We start from the raw sequence: 17,534 nt of genomic DNA, 5'->3' as shown, positions 1-17,534 counted from the left end.
GCGACGCTCTCAGTGGGCGAAGTGGCGTGTCCCCGTGAGGTACATCGTGATGCCGGCGGCCTTCGCCGCCTCGACGACCTCCTCGTCGCGGATCGACCCGCCGGGCTGCACGACGGCGCGTACGCCGGCGTCGAGCAGCACCTGCAGCCCGTCGGCGAACGGGAAGAACGCGTCGGACGCCGCCACGGCGCCGCGGGCCCGCTCCTCGCCGCCGACGAGTGTGTTGGCCCGCTCCACGGCGAGCCGGCAGGAGTCCACGCGGTTCACCTGTCCCATCCCGATCCCGACGGCCGCACGGGAGGCCGCGAGCAGGATCGCGTTCGACTTGGCGGCTCGCACGGCCCGCCACGCGAACGCGAGGTCGGCGAGGGTGGCCTCGTCGGCGGCCGGACCGGCGGCGAGGGTCCAGGACGCCACGTCGTCGCCGGCGGCCTGGAAGACGTCCCGCTCCTGGACCAGCATCCCGCCGCTCACGGGCCGTAGCTCCATCGGCGCCGGCCCCGCTCCCCGGTCGCGCGAACCGGGCGCCGCGCACACCAGGATCCGCAGGTTCTTCTTGCGACGCAGCACGTCGACCGCGTCTTCCTCGTACCCGGGCGCGACGATGACCTCGGTGAACACCTCGGTCACCTGTTCCGCCATGGCGACCGACACGGGCCGGTTGACCGCGATCACGCCGCCGAACGCGGACACCGGGTCCGTGGCGTGCGCGCGGCGGTGGGCCTCCGCGACGTCGGAGCCGACGGCGATCCCGCACGGGTTCGCGTGCTTGATGATCGCGACGGCCGGCTCGTCGTGGTCCCAGGCCGCCCGCCACGCGGCGTCGGTGTCCTGGTAGTTGTTGTACGACATCTCCTTGCCGCCCAGCTGTTCCGCACTCGCCAGGCCGTCGGTCCCGTCCCCGTAGAGGGCGGCGCTCTGGTGCGGGTTCTCGCCGTACCGGAGTGAGGTCGTCAGCGTCCAGGTGCGTCCCGCAAACGCGGGCCACCCGTCCGCGTCCTCGGCGGCGGGCACGTACTTGCGCGCGAACCACTCGGCGACCGCCACGTCGTAGTCCGCGGTGTGCGCGAAGGCCGCGGCGGCGAGGGCCTTGCGCTGGGCGAAGGTGAAGCCGCCCGCCGCGACCGCGGCGGCGACGTCGTCGTACCGGGACGGTTCGACGACGACAGCGGCGCTGGGGTGGTTCTTCGCCGCCGCGCGGACCATGGACGGCCCCCCGATGTCGATCTGCTCGACGACGGCGTCCGGCTCCGCACCCGAGGCCACGGTCTCGGCGAAGGGGTAGAGGTTCACGACGACGAGCTCGAACGGCGCGATGTCCAGGTCCGCGAGCTGGTCGAGGTGGTCCTGCTTGCGGGTGTCGGCGAGGATGCCGGCGTGCACGCGCGGGTGCAGTGTCTTGACGCGGCCCTCCAGGCACTCGGGGAAGCCGGTGAGCTCCTCGACCGGAGTGACCGGAAGGCCCGCGTCGGCGATCCTCGCCGCCGTCGATCCGGTCGAGACCAGCTCGACGCCCTCGCCGTGGAGCGCGGTGGCGAGCTCCACGAGGCCGGTCTTGTCGTAGACGCTCAGCAGCGCACGGCGCACCGTGCGCTGCGAGTCGTCGGCGAGCTGGGTATCGGGGGTGGTCGGGGCGCCGGACATGGCGAGGTCTCCTCAATCAGGGTGCGGCAGGTCGCGGGACAACCCTGGCACCCAGGCGGGCGGCGCGCATGGCGGGCTCGACGCCCGCTCGTCGCGGGCGGCTCGGCCGCTCCCCGGTGGTGCCCCACCCTCGCCAGTCACGGCCGGGACGAGTCTACCGACGCTCCGGCCGGCGATACCGCACTGCCCGCGATTTCACCCGGGTCGGCGTTGGCCGGACTCGACGCCCGATCCCCGACGGGTCCGCCGTCGAACCGCGGGGATCGCGGTTCGACGGCGGAGATCAGGCCGGGTGGACGGGGCGGATCACCCTTCCCTGTCCCGGCTCCGGCCTCGGCGCTTGGCCCTGCCCCTGTTGCCCCTGTCGTTCTCGAGGTCGTAGATGTCCTGCGCGATCTGGGTCGCGTACCAGCGTCGCTGCTCGCGCTCACGCAGCCGGTTCTCCCGCAGGAGCGCCCTGCCCGTGGCGAAGCACATCATGAGCATCACGATGCTGAACGGCAGAGCCAGCAGGATCGCCATCGTCTGCAGCGCACCCAGTGGATTGACGTCGAGTCCCGCCTCCGCGGCCTGCAGGCCGACCCAGAGCAGGACCGCGGCGATCGCGCCCTCCATCGCCGCCCAGAACGCGCGGCTCCACACCGGCGGGTTCGGGTCACCGCCGGAGCCGAGCATGTCGACCACGAACGAGCCCGAGTCGGAGCTCGTGACGAAGAAGATGACGATGAGGATCAGGGCGACGACGCTCGTCACCGCCGCGAAGGGGAAGCCGTCGAGGAGCTGGAACAGCGCCGTGTTCGAGTTCACCAGGCCGTCCGCGTCCACGAGGCCACCCTCGCCGAACAGCTCGCGGTACAGGCCGCTGCCGCCCAGCACGGAGAACCACAGGAACGTGACGATGGTCGGCACCAGCAGCACGCCGAACACGAACTCGCGGACGGTGCGCCCCTTGGAGATGCGCGCGATGAACACGCCCACGAAGGGCGCCCAGCTCATCCACCAGCCCCAGTAGTAGGTGGTCCAGCCGCCCAGCCACTCCTTGCCGCCCTCGGTGAACGGACGGGCGTTGAAGGTCAGCGCGAAGAAGTTCGTCAGGTACGAACCGATCTGCGTGATGAAGTCGCTGAGGATGAACACCGTGGGCCCGACCACCAGAACGAAGGCCACGAGCGCGATCGCCAGGAACATGTTGATGTTCGACAGCCACTTGATGCCCTTGTCCACACCGGTCACGACCGAGACGAGCGCGATCGCGGTGATGACGATGATCAGGCCGACCAGCAGCCAGGCCGCCGGGTTGCCGGCCTCGTCGAGCTCGACCAGGCCGAGGTAGCCGAGGCCGGCGCCGATCTGGCTGACGCCGATGCCGAGCGACGTCGCGACGCCGAAGAGCGTGCCGAGGATGGCGATCACGTCGATGACGTCGCCCCAGAAGCCCCTGATCCTGTCGCCCAGCAGCGGGTACAGCGCCCAGCGGATCGAGATCGGGTTGCCCCGGCGGTGCACGGAGTAGGCGATCGCGAGACCGACCACCACGTAGATGGCCCAGGCGTGCAGGCCCCAGTGCAGGAAGGTGACGTTCATGGCGGACTTCGCCGCCAGGGCCGCGGTGGCCCCGGCCTCTCCCGGGGGAACCGACGCGAAGTGGCTCAGCGGCTCGGCCACGCCCCAGTAGACGAGACCGATCCCCATGCCGGCCGCGAAGAGCATCGCGAACCAGGAGCCGAGTGAGAAGTCCGGCTCGTCGTCGTCGTCCTTGGCGAGCACGATGGCGCCCATCGGCGACACGGCCAGCCAGATCGAGAAGAAGACGAAGAACGCGACGACCCCGATGTACCACCAGCCCAGCTCCGCGACGACGGTGGAGTTCGCCACGCTGATCCAGCTGCCCATCCACTCGGGAAAGGCCGCCGTGGCCAGCACGAAGGCCACGAGCAGCCCGGCGGCCGGATAGAAGACCCGAGGTGCCGCGATCAGCCTCCTCCGCTCGGGGACTTCTTGCTCGTCGGATGCGGATACCTGCTGGTCGACAGCCATACGACCTTTCCTTGCTCTCGGAAGCACTCTGACCGATCGGTCACTCACGCTAGCGAGAACTTGTTACGGACAGGTGAGCCACCCTGCGCCTGGGGCAATCTTGATCAAGACGTGACCCAAGTTCACCGTCCGATCGTCGCGTGCCTCCCGGCCACGTACAGCCCCTCACGCGCGATCCGCCCCACGGTCTCGACCAGCAGGGCCCGCTCGGCGCCCTTGATGCGCTCGTGCAGCGTGGACTCGTCGTCGCCGTCCTGCACCGGGACGGCGGCCTGCGCGAGGATCGGGCCCGTGTCGACGCCGTCGTCCACGAGATGCACCGTGCAGCCGGTGATCCGGACGCCGTGCGCGAGCGCGTCGCGCACGCCGTGCGCGCCGGGGAACGAGGGCAGCAGCGCGGGGTGCGTGTTCACGATGCGCCCCTCGAACCTGTGCAGGAACTCGGGCGCGAGGATCCGCATGAACCCGGCGAGCACGATCCAGTCCGGCTGGAAGACCCGCACGGCCTCGACCATGCCCCGGTTCCAGGCGGCGCGGTCCTCGAAGTCGTTCATGGAGACGACGGCGGACGCGACCCCGGCGTCGCGCGCGATGTCGAGGGCGCCGATACCCGACCGGTCGGTCACGACCCCGACGACCCGCGCCCCGTAGGCGGGGTCGTCGTGCTCCGCGAGCAGCGCCGCGAGGTTGGATCCTCCCCCCGAGGCGAGGACGACGAGCCGCGAGGCGGAGCTGGGATCGATCACATGGCCGGACGGAGTCTGCACGTCGCTCAGCCTACGTCGCGGGGGCGAGCCGGTTCCGGAGGTACACCGGCAGCACGACCGACGCCGCGCCGACGAGCAGCTCGCCCGCGACGAGGAGAGCGACCAGCCACGGCGTCCCGCCGACGTCGGACAGGCGCGCCGCCCCCGCGGTGCCCGATGCCGCGGCCTGCAGCACCCCCACCAGCAGTCCGGCCGTCGCGACGAGGCCACCCAGCACGAGGGCGACGTCGTGCCACCGCAGCTCGCCGGGCTCCAGGCGCCGCCACGCGAACCAGCCCGCGACCGCTCCGCACGCCACCACGACCAGCGGCACCGCCCAGCCGAAGCCGCCCGTCCAGTCCTCGCCCGGCAGCGCGGCGAGCAGCGGCACCGCGGGCAGCGGCCCGGCGTCCACCCCGAACGGCGTGAAGCTCGTCCCGCTCCCGACGGCGAACCCCGGGCCGCCGATCCAGGCCATCGCCCACAGGACCAGGTCCGGCAGCAGCGCGAGCTGCGCGACCGCGAGCACGATCCCGCCGGCCCACCCGGGGTCGAGCGCCCGGATGATGTCCGACGACGTCGCCCGGCCCGCCACCGCCCACACCCCGACGAGGAGAGCGGAGACGCCGCCGAGCAGTCCCGTGCCCACCAGGCCGGCCCGGGCGCCGAGCCGCAGGGTGGGCGGGCACCAGCCGCGCAGGAGGCGGTCGACACGCTCGCCGAGCTCGGCCGGGGCCGGGGCCCCGTCACGCACGAGCGTCCCCGTCCCGAACCCGAGGCCGCCGACCACCGCGCCCGCCACCGGAGCCGCGAGGACCGACCAGGCGGTGACGCTCGGGACCGCCGCCGCGACCGCCGTCGTCCCGGTCGCATAGCAGGCCGTCGCCACGATCCACGTGCGCAGGGACACCCGAGCCGCGTGACGCGCGGTGACGTGGCAGACGAAGAGAACGACGGCGGTCAGGCCGAGCGGGACGAGCGTGAACGTCGCACCCGAGGCCGTCACCGGCACGCCATGTCCCAGCAGCCAGATCCCCGAGCCGACCTCCAGGGGCGTGCGCCAGTTCTGGTCGCCTGCGCCGTCGGCTCCCGGCACCGTCTCCGGCCCGGCGCCGGCCGCCGCCGCGACGAGGTAGGCGACGAGCGCCGGGAGCACGACCACGGCGAGGGACAGGCCTGCTGCCTGAACGGCGGCGAGGACTCCGGAGATCGCGTCCGCGACGGGCGCGGCGAGCGGAGAGGCGGGGGCGTCGTCGGCCTCCACCGTCCGGGGGCGGTCAGCTCGGCGTGAGCGGTCGCCTGAGCGGTCGTCGGTACGGGGGCGGACGCTCCCGTGCGAACCGTCGCCGGAACGGGGCCCGGCGTCGGGACGAGGCCGGGAGGCCGGGCGGGACCGGGACACGGCGCGGCCCCGGGTTGGTGCACTCACCGGGCCATACTCACCCGCGACGGAGCGTCGCCGGGGGCAACCGCCCCCGGCGCGTCGGCGGGCGTGCGCTGAGACGTCCGGCACACTTCACCGGAACAGGACGGAACCGGGCGCATCGCCGAGCCACGGTCGGAACCCCTACAGCTGTGGTCGGGGGTTTGCCGTGTGGTCGGGCAATCACTTGACCGACCACACGGAAAACCCCCGACCACACGGCCCGCCCTGGCGGTCAGCCGGGGCAGCGGCCAGTGTCAGAGAGCCTTGAGGATCTCCCGCATGAGGTCGGCGGTCTCGGACGGCGTCTTGCCGACCTTGACGCCCACCGCCTCGAGGGCCTCCTTCTTGGCGGCCGCGGTGCCGGCGGAGCCGGACACGATGGCGCCCGCGTGGCCCATGGTCTTGCCCTCGGGGGCGATGAAGCCCGCGACGTAGCCCACCACCGGCTTGGTGACGTGCTCCTTGATGTACGCGGCGGCGCGCTCCTCGGCGTCGCCGCCGATCTCGCCGATCATCACGATCGCCTGGGTCTCCGGGTCGTTCTCGAAGGCCTCGAGGGCGTCGATGTGCGTGGTGCCGATGACCGGGTCGCCGCCGATGCCGATGGCGGTGGAGAAGCCGAGGTCGCCCAGCTCGTACATCATCTGGTAGGTCAGCGTGCCGGACTTCGACACGAGACCGATCGGGCCCTTGCCCGTGATGGTGTGCGGGGTGATGCCGGCCAGGGACTCGCCCGGCGTGATGATGCCCGGGCAGTTCGGGCCGATCATCCGGGTCTCCTTGCCCTGCAGGTAGGCGAAGACCTCCGCCGAGTCCTGCACCGGCACGCCCTCGGTGATGACCACGAGCAGGCCGATGCCCGCGTCGATGGCCTCGATGCACGCGTCCTTCGTGAAGGCCGGCGGCACGAACACGACGGAGACGTCCGCGCCGGTCTCGGCCATGGCCTCCTTGACCGTGCCGAACACCGGGAGGGTGACGTCGTTGCCCTCGTGGTCCTTGTGCTGCACCGTCGTGCCGGCCTTGCGGGCGTTCACGCCGCCCACGATCGTGGCGCCGGAGTCGAGCATCAGGGCGGTGTGCTTGGCACCCATGCCGCCGGTGATGCCCTGGACGATGATCTTGCTGTCCTGGTTCAGGTAGATGGACATGTCAGTCAGTCTCTGCTCTCTGTGGCGTCGTCGCGGGGCTCAGGCGTTGGCCAGCTCGGCTGCCTTGTCGGCGCCGCCGTCCATGGTGTCCGCCAGGGTGACCAGCGGGTGGTTGCGCGTGGCGAGGATCTCGCGGCCCAGGTCCACGTTGTTGCCGTCGAGACGCACCACCAGCGGCTTGGTCGCGTGGTCGCCGAGCAGGTCGAGCGCGCCGACGATGCCCTTGGCGACCTCGTCGCAGGCGGTGATGCCGCCGAAGACGTTCACGAACACCGCCTTGACCTGCTCGTCACCGAGGATGACGTCCAGGCCGTTGGCCATGACCTCGGCGTTCGCGCCACCGCCGATGTCGAGGAAGTTCGCCGGCTTGACGTCGCCGTGCTTCTCGCCGGCGTAGGCGACGACGTCGAGCGTCGACATGACCAGGCCCGCGCCGTTGCCGATGATGCCGACCTCGCCGTCGAGCTTGACGTAGTTGAGGTTGTTCGCCTTCGCCTTGGCCTCGAGCGGGTCCGTCGCGGCCTTGTCCTCGAGCGCCTCGTGGTCGGGGTGCCGCACCTCGGACGCGTTCTCGTCGAGCGTGACCTTGCCGTCCAGCGCGACGATCGCGCCGTCCTCGGTCTTGACCAGCGGGTTCACCTCGACAAGCGTCGCGTCCTCGTTCTTGAAGACGGTCCACAGCGTCTGGATGGTCGCGGCGACCTCGGCCTTGATGTCGTCGGCGAAGCCGGCAGCGTCCACGATCTCGGCGGCCTTGGCCTCGTCGATCCCGGTCAGCGGGTCGACGGCGATCCTGGCGAGGGCCTCGGGCCGCTCGACGGCGAGCTGCTCGATCTCCACGCCGCCCTCGACCGAGCACATGGCCAGGTAGTTGCGGTTGGCACGGTCCAGCAGGATCGAGAAGTAGTACTCCTCCGCGATCTTCGCCCCCTGCGCGATCATCACGCGGTGGACCGTGTGTCCCTTGATGTCCATGCCGAGGATTTCGGCGGCCTTCGCCTCCGCCTCCTCCGGCGAGTGGGCCAGCTTCACGCCGCCGGCCTTGCCTCGACCTCCGGTCTTCACCTGAGCCTTGACGACGACGGTGCCTCCGCCGAGCTTCTCAGCGCCTTCGCGAGCTTCCTGCGGCGTCGTCGCGACGACACCGCCCAGCACGGGTACACCGTGCTTCTCGAAGATGTCGCGCGCCTGGTATTCGAACAGGTCCACCCTGCTGCGTCCTTCCATCGGTCTCGCCCCCACGCGCGCTGCACGATCGCAGGGGCCTGCTAGGCAGATGTCCCTGGTCGAGTGGAAAACGCAGCGGATGACCGACGGCGTGTGCCTCACGGTCGAGGGCCGCTCGTCGATACCGGCCAGTGTCTCGACGTCAAGACATCGCGTACAGCGTAGCCCCGTTGGCAGCCCCGCATAAGTTCACGTTGTGGGAATCGCGTCACACCGGGCCGGCAGCCAGGGCCGCCGCGAGCGTCGGGGACAGCGGGAGCCTCGGGATCAGGGTGACCTGGAAGGCGTGGTAGAGGTCCGGCTTGCCCGGCCAGACCGCGGCCGCCGGGCGGTTGTCCGCGTCCAGCTCGTGGCGCCAGGAGCCCTGCCGGCGGTCGATCAGGTACCGCTCGGCGTAGTCCCACCAGCGCGAATACCACTCCGCGAACCGCGCTTCGCCGGTCCGCGCGTGCAACGCGGCCGCGGCACCGATCGCCTCGGCCAGCACCCAGTGCATGCGCGTGCGGACCACCGGCTCGCCGTCCCAGTCGGTGGTGTAGACGAACCCGTCGGCGCCGTCGGCCGCCCAGGCGTCCGCGACGGCGCGGTCGAACAGCGTCGCCGCGGTCCGCACCAGCCCCGCGTCGGGCCCGGTCGCGGCCTCCAGGTGAAGGATCAGCCGCGCCCACTCCAGTCCGTGGCCCGGCGTGGCGCCGTAGGGCTTGAACCTGTCGTCGGGCTGGTCGCGGTTCAGGTCGAGGTCCGGGGTCCAGTCCGGCCCGAAGTGCTCGGGCAGCCGCCCCTCGTACGCGTCAGCGAGGTCCGCCACGAACGCGACGGCCCGCGCGGCCCGCTCCCGCCAGGCGGCCCCGTCGCCGTGCCTGAGGAGAGCCGCGACGGTGTCCGCGCTCACCGCCTCCGTCCTGGACCCGCCATCGCCGACGACGGCGGTCGTGGCGGGGCTCGCGGTGAGCACGTCCAAGGCATCGGCGACCGCGAGCATCGCCTCGACGGAATGCATGGTCGCGTTGAGGCCGCGGTAGTCGTCGCAGCTCGTGAAGGCGACGTCCCAGGTGTCGACGGGGCGGCCGGCGTCGTCGTCCCAGAACCTCGCTACGTAGACGCGCGTGGCCTCGCCGAGCAGCTCCGCCCCGCCGGGCCGCCCGGCGAGGGCGGCCGAGGAGGCCGCGAGCATGACGAAGGCGTGGTCGTAGCAGGACTTGCCGCCGGCGGCGTCGGGCGTGCGGTCGGTGGCCAGGGCGTGGTACCAGCCGCCGTTGCCGTCGTCCCGGAGCGGGCCGGTGAGTCCGGCCAGGGCGGCGTCGGCGACGGGACCGCATCCCGGGATCCCGAGCAACGCGCCCACGGAGTAGACGTGCACGGTGCGGCACGTGATCCAGGTCTGCACGCCGTGCGCGAGGTCCGGGTGCCCGTCGTCGTCCAGGTAGGCGGCGCCGCCGCCGGGCAGGCCGGCCCCGAGGCCGAACGAGAGCAGGCGCCGGCACTCCGCGTCGAGCCAGGCGCGGTGGGAAGGCAGATCGGTCCACGGTGTCACACGCCGAACCTACTACGCGGGGAAGCGCTTACGACAACGCTGTCACAGTCGTGGACACGGGGATAATTGGCCCGATGACTACGACCACCCTCCGGCGCGACGGCGTCGCCATCGTCCTCGAGCACCCGGACTCCGGCCTGCCGTCGGTCCTCCACTGGGGCGCCGACCTCGGGCCGCTCTCCGCCGCCGACCAGGCGGCCCTCGGTGCCGCGACCGACCCGCGCACGCCGCCGGGCGCGCTCGACGCCGGCCCGCGCGTGCCGCTCCTGCCGCAGGAGTCGGACGGCTGGGCGGGCCGCCCGGGGATCCTCATGCTGCGCGACGGCCGCCCCGTGTTCCCGCGCTGGACCGTGACCGACCGTACGGGCGACGACGCCACGCTCCGGCTCACGGCGACGTCGGACGGGCTGGAGCTCCGCACGGTGCTCGCCGTCGGGCCCGGCGGACTGGTGACGCTGCGGCACACGCTCAAGAACACGGGCGAGGGCACCGTGACGCTGGACCAGCTCGACGCGACGCTGCCCGTGCCGCGCGCCGCCGACCACCTGACCGGCTTCACCGGCCGCTGGCCACGGGAGAAGAGTCCGGTCACGACGGCCATGCCGGCCGGGGCGGCGACCGTCACGAGCCGGCGCGGGCGCAGCGGGCACGACGCCCCGTGGGTGCACATCGCGTCGGCCGGCGTGCCGCGGAACCGGACCGGCGAGGCGTGGGCGGTCCACCTGGGATGGTCGGCCGACGTCGTGCACCGCACGGACCGGATGACCGACCACGAGACCCTGCTCGGCGCGGGCGAACTGCTCCGGCCCGGCGAGATCCGCCTCGCCCCGGGGGAGACGTACGAGGCGCCGGTCGGCTACTTCGCCTGGTCCGACGAGGGCCTCGACGGGCTGTCCCGCCGGTTCCACACGTGGCTGCGGGCGCGGGAGCAGCACCCGCGCGGCGTGCGGCCCCTGGTGCTGAACACCTGGGAGGCCGTGTACTTCGACCACGACCCGGAGCGCGTCACGGCGCTGGCGCGGGCGGCGGCCGCCGTCGGCGTCGAACGGTTCGTGCTCGACGACGGCTGGTTCCACGACCGGCGGGACGACACCCGCGGGCTCGGCGACTGGGTGGTGGACCCGGCGGTGTGGCCCGAGGGGCTGGAGCCGCTGGCGGGCCTGGTCCACGAGCTCGGCATGCAGTTCGGGCTGTGGTTCGAGCCGGAGATGGTGAACCTCGACTCCGACCTCGTGCGGGCGCATCCGGAGTGGATCCTGGGGAACCCGGCGTCGGTGCCGTCGCCGGACGGGCTGTCGTTCCGGAACCAGTACGTCCTCGACCTCGCGCACCCCGAGGCGTGGGAGCACGTGCGGAGCCAGATGTCCGCGCTGATCGACGCGCTGGGCATCGACTTCGTGAAGTGGGACCACAACCGGGACCTCGTGGAGGCCGTCCACGTCGAGGGAGGCACGCCTCGTCCCGGCACCCACGCGCAGACGCTCGCGGCGTACCGCCTGATCGACCGGCTGAAGGCCGATCACCCGGGGCTCGAGATCGAGTCCTGCTCCTCGGGCGGCGCGCGGACCGACCTGGGCGTGCTCGCGCGGACGGACCGCGTCTGGGCCTCCGACTCGAACGACCCGGCCGAGCGTCAGGACATCCAGCGGTGGACCGAGCTGGTGCTCCCGCCGGAGCTGATCGGGGCGCACGTGGGGCCGTCGCCGGCGCACTCGTCGGGGCGCGCCGCCGACCTGTCCTACCGCGTCGCGACCGCCCTGCAGGGGCATGCCGGGTTCGAGTGGAACATCCTGGAGTGCACGCCGGACGAGACGGAAGCCATCAGCGCCTACGCCGCCCTCTACAAGGAGCTCCGCGGCCTGCTGCACTCGGGGACCGTGGTGCACGGCGACACCGCGGACCCCGAGTTGCGGGTGCGGGGCGTCGTCGCGCCGGGCGGGGCGGAGGCGGTGTTCACGGTGGCGACCGTCGGCGCCCTGGTCGACGCGAGGCCGGAACGGGTCACGCTGCCGGGTCTCGACCCGGACCGGCGGTACGCGGTGCAGGTGCGCCAGGAGGCCGGGACGGCGAAGTGGTTCGGCGGCATCCCGCACTGGATGAGCAAGGACGCGGGTGACATCCCGGGGGCGGTGCTCGGGCGTGTCGGCCTCCAGATCCCTCCCATCTGGCCGATGCAGGCGCTGGTCCTGCACCTGCGGGCGGTCTGATCACCCGCGTGGGAGATCCCCCTCCGCCGGGGCGTGTCCGGTAGCGTCCTCGTGTGGCCGCTGTGACCACCGAACAACTGCCCCGGCGGGCCCTCGGGCCCCGCATCCGCGGGCTCGACGGGCTGCGCGCGCTCGCCGTGGCAGCCGTCGTCGGCTATCACCTCGAACCCGGCCGGTTGCCGGGCGGTTTCCTCGGCGTCGACATGTTCTTCGTCGTCAGCGGCTTCCTCATCACCACGCTGCTGCTGCGGGAGATCAGCTCCACGAGCTGGGTCGACCTGCCCGGCTTCTGGACGCGGCGGGCGCGGCGCCTCCTGCCGGCGCTGCTGCTCGTGCTGCTCGTGTCGGTCCCGGTGGCGCGCCTGGTCGAGCCGGACCTCACCGTCGGCATCGGCCGCCAGGTGCTCGGCGCGGTCACGTTCAGCACGAACTGGCTCGAGATCTCCGCCGGCTCGGACTACTTCGACGAGACCGCGCCCGAGCTGCTGCGGCCCCTGTGGTCCCTGGCCATCGAGGAACAGTTCTACCTGGCCTGGCCCGTGCTGCTCATGGTTCTGCTGCTCGCCGTGCGATCCGGGCGGTGGCGCCCGCTGATCGTCCTCGCCGGAGCCGTCGCGTCCGCGGCGGCCATGGCGCTGCTGTACTCCGCGGGCGACGACCCCACCCGGGTCTACTACGGCACCGACAGCCACGCGTTCGGCCTGCTGCTCGGCGCGGCCGTCACGCTGCACCAGGCCCGCGCCCGTCCGCTGCTGCCCCGGGCGTGGTCCCGCCTGCTGCCGCCGCTCGCGCTCGCCGGCCTGATCGCCCTGTGTGCGCTGCTGCGCAGCGACGACCCGCTGACCTATCCGGGCGGGCTCGTGCTCGCGTCGCTCCTGACGGTGGTGCTCGTGCTGGCGTGCGCGTCGGGCACGCGGTGGCTGACCACGCTCATGGAGCTGGCTCCGCTGCGCTGGATCGGGGAGCGGTCGTACGGCATCTACCTGTGGCACTGGCCGGTGCTGCTGGTGGTCGAGGTCGGCACCCAGCCGGGGTGGGCCGCCGACGGGACGGTCGTGGTCGCGACGCTGGCCCTGTCCGCGGCCTCGTACCGGTTCGTGGAGACGCCGGTGCGGCGGCTCGGCTTCCGGGGCGCGTGCCGCGCGCTGTGGGCGCAGCTCGCCGCCGGCGTCCCCGACACGCGGGCCTGGGCCGCCCGGGTCGCCGTCGGCGCCACCGTCCTGGCCCTCGCGGGGACGACGACGGCGGTCGCCACCGCACCGCGCGTCTCGGGCGCGCAGCAGGCGGTCGAGGCCGGGCTGGCCGCTCGGTCCGCCGCGGATCGGGACCGTGGCGGGGCGGATGGGTCGGGTGACGGCGGCGCCGAGGGAGGGGACACGGCCGGTCCCGCCGACCGGGAGGTGCCACCCGGCGTGGGGCACGGCAGGCGCATCGTCGGGTACGGGGACTCGGTGCTCTCGGCCGCGGTGCCGGCGCTGATCGACCGCTGGCCCCGCTCAGACATCGACGCCGTGCCCAACCGCAAGTGGGTCGACGCGCCGGGGATCGTGCGGGACGCGAGGAGGAAGGGCACGCTGCGCGACGTCGTCGTCCTCAACTTCGGCACCAACGCCGGGTTCCAGGAGGACGGGTCCGTCGCGGCGGCGGAGAAGACGCTGGAGCTCCTCGGGCCGGATCGGCTGGTGGTCCTGGTGAACACGGTCGGCATCTCGTACTGGGTCCCGGACGCGAACGCCACGCTCGAGGAGATCGCGGCGGGCCGGGACAACGTCGTCGTCGTGGACTGGAACGCCGTGTGCGCGAAACGGCCCGAGTTGCTGCACGCGGACGCGACCCATCCCACGATGGAGGGCATCGCGGTCTACGCGGACCAGATCCAGAAGGCCTTCGACGAGCTGGAGGGGCGCTCGTCGTAGACGGCTCCGGAGCCCTCGCCGGGGGTGGTCATTCGTCGTCCTCGGTGATGAGTTCACCGTGGAGCGTGCACAGGGCCCCGCCGCTTCGGGCCAGGAGGTTGGTTACGCCTCGACCGGTCTTGGCGTAAGCAGGCTCCTGGCCCGTAACCAACCTCCTGTTCCTCCCGTTCGCGGGAGGTCTGTCAGTAGACGTTCTTGCGGTCTCCGGCTTCGAGGATCAGGATGTGGAGTTCGTCGTCGTCGATCTCGTAGACGACTCGGAATTCTGTTCCGATTTTGATCCGGTACTGGAAGTCCCTGCCCATCATCTTCTTGACGCCGTCCGGGCGGGGTTTGTGAGCCAGAGCGTCGATCTTGGCCTTGATCTGCTCGTACGCTCTGCGGTTGGTCTTCTTGATGCGGTCGAGTTGTTTCTGCGCGGAGGGGCGGATCGTGATCCGGTACCGGCTCACCTCGACCGTGACCGTGGTGACCACGAGCCGGTCACGCTCGGCAGTCAGGCGGACCCGGTAGATCCCGATCTTGACGTCCTGCACGGGTCGCGGGACGGCGGCCTGCTTGGCGATGTCGGCCTTGATCTTGTCGAACGTGCGCCAGTTCTTCTGCTTGATCCGGCGTAGTTCACTGTCCGCGGCGCTGGTGTACGTGATCTTGCGGGCGGCGGTCATCCGTCGTCGTCCTCGGTGATCAGGTCACCATCGATCGTGTACCGGGTGCCGTCGTCAGGTTCCTCGCGTTCCCTGCGGTCCATCCACTCCGACTCGGCCTCCAGCTCCAGCCCTTCGAAGTTCTTCAGATCGGTCGTGTCGATCAGTACGGCGATGACCTGACCGTTCTTGGTGATGCCGATCTTGCGTCCCGGATCGGTGGCCAGTTCCTGGGTCATGCGGGTCAGCGCCTGGCCGGTGCGGTCGAGGTCGACCATGTGTTCCAGGTCCACGTCCGTGCGCACGGTGGCCCGGTCGATGAAGCCGAGACTCGCCTCCTCGTCCGTCAGCCCGTCGCCGAGGTCGTCGCCGAGGTCGTCGAGGTCGTCGCTGAGGTCGCTGGTGAAGTCGTTCATGCCCGCTCCTGCGCTCGGCGCTTCTCGTTCTCGATCGTGCCCGTGCTGACTCGCGGAGCGCGGGCCTGGTGCTCGCCGGGCATGTCCTGGTAGCGGACCTGCAGGTGCTCGAAGATCGACGCGTCCACGCGGTCCATGACCACGCCGATGACGAGGCCGTCCTTGACGAGCCCGAACCGGCTGCCCAGGTTCTCCAGCCAGTACTCGAACAACGCCGCCGCAGGCGCGTCCAGGTCACCGATGTCGTGGACTTCGTCCAGGTGGATCGGGGTGGTCTCGAACCGGCTCTCGCCGTCATCACTGGCCATGTCCGGCACGCTATCGCGCACCCGCGAGGCCGTCAGCGGCAGGGGCGTGAAGGACTTCCTCATGCGGGCCTCCTCGTGTGGTTCGGCCCGCTCTCACGCGGGTGCGGTGCGGTGGTGGTCACCATGTCCTCCAGGTGCGTTGTCGGTGGTGCCTAGGGGTGCGGGCCGGGACCGAGGGGCGTCGGGTCCCGGCCCTTCCGGGGATGCCCGCCCAGGGATGGGCGGGCTTGCGGTCGGGCGTTGTGCAGGAGGTGCAGGAAGGGAAGGGACTTCCTGGGGGTGCACGCCCAGCCGCAAGTACAAGGGGGTCAGGAAGCCGGGGTGAGGGGCAGTTCGAAACCTGGGGGCCGGTGGGAGTGCCGTCCGGTGACGGCGGCGGTGGAGCGCCAGTGGGCGCGGCGCCGCCCGACATGGCCGCGGGGGAAGGTCAGGCCCGCGTCCAGGGCGGCGTAGGCGACATCGTGCATCGTGGCCCCGCGCGCGGCCGGAACTGGAGCATGCCGGGTCCAGTCAGATGAATCGGGAGGGCGGGTCCAGATCTCGGCGCCGGCCAGATCGGTGTCCGCGTCGTTGTCGGCCTCGTGCCAGATCCGCACGACCACGTCCGCGCCGGGCATCGTCCCGGTCGCCGTCGTGATGGCGGCGGTCAGTTGCGCGGCCAGGGGCGTGAGCCCGGGCCGCAACGCCTCCGCGGGGACCAGAGAACGCAAGACGGCCACGACACCGTTGGCCTCGATCGAGCCGGTGACCTCATCGGCTACCGCGCGCACGTGTTCGGGTGCGTGGCGCATGGCCACGCCGCGCGCGGCCCATTCCAGCAACGGCACATCGTTGGCGCCATCCCCGACCGCGACTGTCGCCCCGGAAGGGATGCCGAGCATCTGGCGTACCGCATCGACGGCGGTGGCCTTGGAGACGGTCGAGGCCGTGGCATCGCACCAGTCGTTCCCGGCTGGAGTGACAGTGAGCCGAGTCAGGGAGGCCAGCGCGTCGGCATGCGCGGCGATCCCGGGCGCGTGGATCGCGACCCGCGTGGTCGCCTCACCGCTTAGGTCGTTGTTGGTGACCACCGACTGAGGGCCGTTGAGCAGGCCGGGACCGAACTTGTGGTTGACCTTCCACCGGTCCCCGATGCTCTCCACCGCGACCAGCACACCAGGCATCAGCGCCTGGACCTGCCGGACCAACGGAGCAGGGTCGAACGTGGCGGCGTCGATGATCTCGTACCCAGACGGCATTCCCGGATCCAGATGTACGGTCGCCGCTCCGTTGGAGCAGATGGCGTACCCATCGGTCAGGCCGCACTGCCGCGCGATGGGCAGCAACCCGACCAGACTCCGCCCCGTCGCCAGCACCACCTCATGCCCCGACGCCCGCACCAGCTCCAACGCCTCGATGGTTTCGACCGGCACCTTCCGGCCCGACCCGACGATCGTGCCATCCACATCCAGAGCTGCCAGCAGCTTGCTCCACGCTGCTGAACCGGCGACCAGCGCCTGCGCCGTCGTCGCGGTCACTGCCGGGTTCACGGGGTCGCCTCTGTCACGTCCGCCGTCTCGACCAGCGGTTCGACCTGCGCTACCAGCGCGGTTTTCACCGGTGGAGTCGTCATCACATGCATCGCGTACCCCCTTGGAGAACTCCAGCATCATCCGTACTAGTACGCCAACTGTATGCGTACTAGCGCGCAAGCGCAAGGGCTCCACCTCGTTCACCGAAGACCGGCAGCGTCAGGGCACAAAGAAGCAGTCCGCCCCTCCATCGAGGGCCGGCCTGCGAGGCGTGCGTGCAGTTCTATGCGGTGAAGTCGTAGGTGAGCCAGTAGTCGGGCGGGTTGACGCCTTCGCCGTACTCCAGCACCTGTCCCGTCTCGGCGCGGAACCATGAGCGCTGGAGCAGGACGGGTGAGCCCTCGGGGATGGCGAGAGCTTCCGCATCACCGGCGGACGCGACGCCTGCGCTGATCCGGTCGCTGCCGCCCGCGAGCCGGACGCCGACCGTGTCGGCCAGGTAGCCGAACGTGCCCTTCGGGATGCGCTCGGTCTCGAGCAGGAGCGGGGCGGACTCGACGTAGTCGCCGGGCAACCAGGACACGGACTTGGCCACCGGCGTCTCACCCGCATAGGTCACGCGCTCGCGACGTACCACCGACGCGCCGCCGGCCAGGCCGAGCGCCTCGGCGACGTGATCAGGCGCGGCCACGAGCTCGGACGAGATGATGCGCGCCTTCTTCTTCCCGTCATAGATCTTCCCGACCGTGGCCGACGCGTGCATG

At 71.6% G+C, this 17,534-nt stretch carries 14 protein-coding genes; 2 read left to right on the top strand and 12 right to left on the bottom strand.

Going from position 1 to position 17,534, the window contains the following annotated elements:
• Positions 1-9: 9 nt before the first annotated feature.
• From purH to ACYVK5_RS04530, 7 genes are all read right to left on the bottom strand, one after another.
• A complete protein-coding gene (gene purH, locus ACYVK5_RS04560) occupies positions 10-1,644 on the bottom strand; it encodes a bifunctional phosphoribosylaminoimidazolecarboxamide formyltransferase/IMP cyclohydrolase (protein WP_460702239.1) in 1,635 nt (544 codons plus the stop codon).
• A gap of 306 nt (positions 1,645-1,950) precedes the next feature.
• Positions 1,951-3,681, bottom strand: a complete 1,731-nt coding sequence (locus ACYVK5_RS04555) for a BCCT family transporter (protein WP_460702237.1) — start codon at positions 3,679-3,681, stop codon at positions 1,951-1,953.
• Between the two features lie 122 nt (positions 3,682-3,803).
• Positions 3,804-4,448: a phosphoribosylglycinamide formyltransferase gene (gene purN / locus ACYVK5_RS04550; protein WP_460702235.1), complete on the bottom strand. Its 645-nt coding sequence runs from the start codon at positions 4,446-4,448 to the stop codon at positions 3,804-3,806.
• A 10-nt stretch (positions 4,449-4,458) separates the two neighbouring features.
• The gene (locus tag ACYVK5_RS04545; RefSeq protein ID WP_460702233.1) at positions 4,459-5,856 is read right to left on the bottom strand and encodes a cell division protein PerM; all 1,398 of its coding nucleotides are present in this window, start codon (positions 5,854-5,856) and stop codon (positions 4,459-4,461) included.
• A 251-nt stretch (positions 5,857-6,107) separates the two neighbouring features.
• Entirely contained in the window at positions 6,108-7,004 is an 897-nt protein-coding gene (gene sucD, locus ACYVK5_RS04540; protein ID WP_460702231.1) for a succinate--CoA ligase subunit alpha, read from the bottom strand.
• 39 nt (positions 7,005-7,043) lie between these two features.
• The gene (gene sucC, locus ACYVK5_RS04535) at positions 7,044-8,213 is read right to left on the bottom strand and encodes an ADP-forming succinate--CoA ligase subunit beta (RefSeq protein WP_460702229.1); all 1,170 of its coding nucleotides are present in this window, start codon (positions 8,211-8,213) and stop codon (positions 7,044-7,046) included.
• 226 nt (positions 8,214-8,439) lie between these two features.
• A complete protein-coding gene (locus ACYVK5_RS04530) occupies positions 8,440-9,765 on the bottom strand; it encodes an AGE family epimerase/isomerase (protein WP_460702227.1) in 1,326 nt (441 codons plus the stop codon).
• A gap of 74 nt (positions 9,766-9,839) precedes the next feature.
• Here ACYVK5_RS04530 and ACYVK5_RS04525 point away from each other — a divergent pair, with 74 nt between their 5' ends.
• Positions 9,840-11,972, top strand: coding sequence for an alpha-galactosidase (locus ACYVK5_RS04525; RefSeq protein WP_460702225.1), 2,133 nt, complete (start codon positions 9,840-9,842; stop codon positions 11,970-11,972).
• 53 nt (positions 11,973-12,025) lie between these two features.
• Positions 12,026-13,888, top strand: a complete 1,863-nt coding sequence (locus ACYVK5_RS04520; protein WP_460702223.1) for an acyltransferase family protein — start codon at positions 12,026-12,028, stop codon at positions 13,886-13,888.
• 182 nt (positions 13,889-14,070) lie between these two features.
• Here ACYVK5_RS04520 and ACYVK5_RS04515 read toward each other — a convergent pair whose 3' ends face one another.
• The 5 genes from ACYVK5_RS04515 to ACYVK5_RS04495 all read right to left on the bottom strand — a co-directional run.
• On the bottom strand, positions 14,071-14,556 hold the full coding sequence (locus tag ACYVK5_RS04515) for a type II toxin-antitoxin system RelE family toxin (RefSeq protein ID WP_460702221.1): 486 nt from the start codon (positions 14,554-14,556) through the stop codon (positions 14,071-14,073).
• Positions 14,553-14,951: a hypothetical protein gene (locus tag ACYVK5_RS04510; protein ID WP_460702219.1), complete on the bottom strand. Its 399-nt coding sequence runs from the start codon at positions 14,949-14,951 to the stop codon at positions 14,553-14,555. The genes ACYVK5_RS04515 and ACYVK5_RS04510 overlap by 4 nt, the downstream gene beginning before the upstream one ends.
• Positions 14,948-15,322, bottom strand: a complete 375-nt coding sequence (locus ACYVK5_RS04505; RefSeq protein WP_460702217.1) for a hypothetical protein — start codon at positions 15,320-15,322, stop codon at positions 14,948-14,950. Before ACYVK5_RS04505 ends, ACYVK5_RS04510 begins: the two co-directional genes overlap by 4 nt.
• Positions 15,323-15,567: 245 nt before the next feature.
• Positions 15,568-16,788, bottom strand: coding sequence for an HAD family hydrolase (locus ACYVK5_RS04500; RefSeq protein ID WP_460702215.1), 1,221 nt, complete (start codon positions 16,786-16,788; stop codon positions 15,568-15,570).
• A 265-nt stretch (positions 16,789-17,053) separates the two neighbouring features.
• Positions 17,054-17,534, bottom strand: a 481-nt coding sequence (locus tag ACYVK5_RS04495; RefSeq protein WP_460702213.1) for a GntR family transcriptional regulator, incomplete at its 5' end; no start/stop codon positions are given.

This window comes from Myceligenerans halotolerans, from assembly GCF_054782975.1.
The sequence above is the reverse complement of the archived record's forward strand: the minus strand, read 5'-3'. Positions and strand labels throughout refer to the sequence as shown.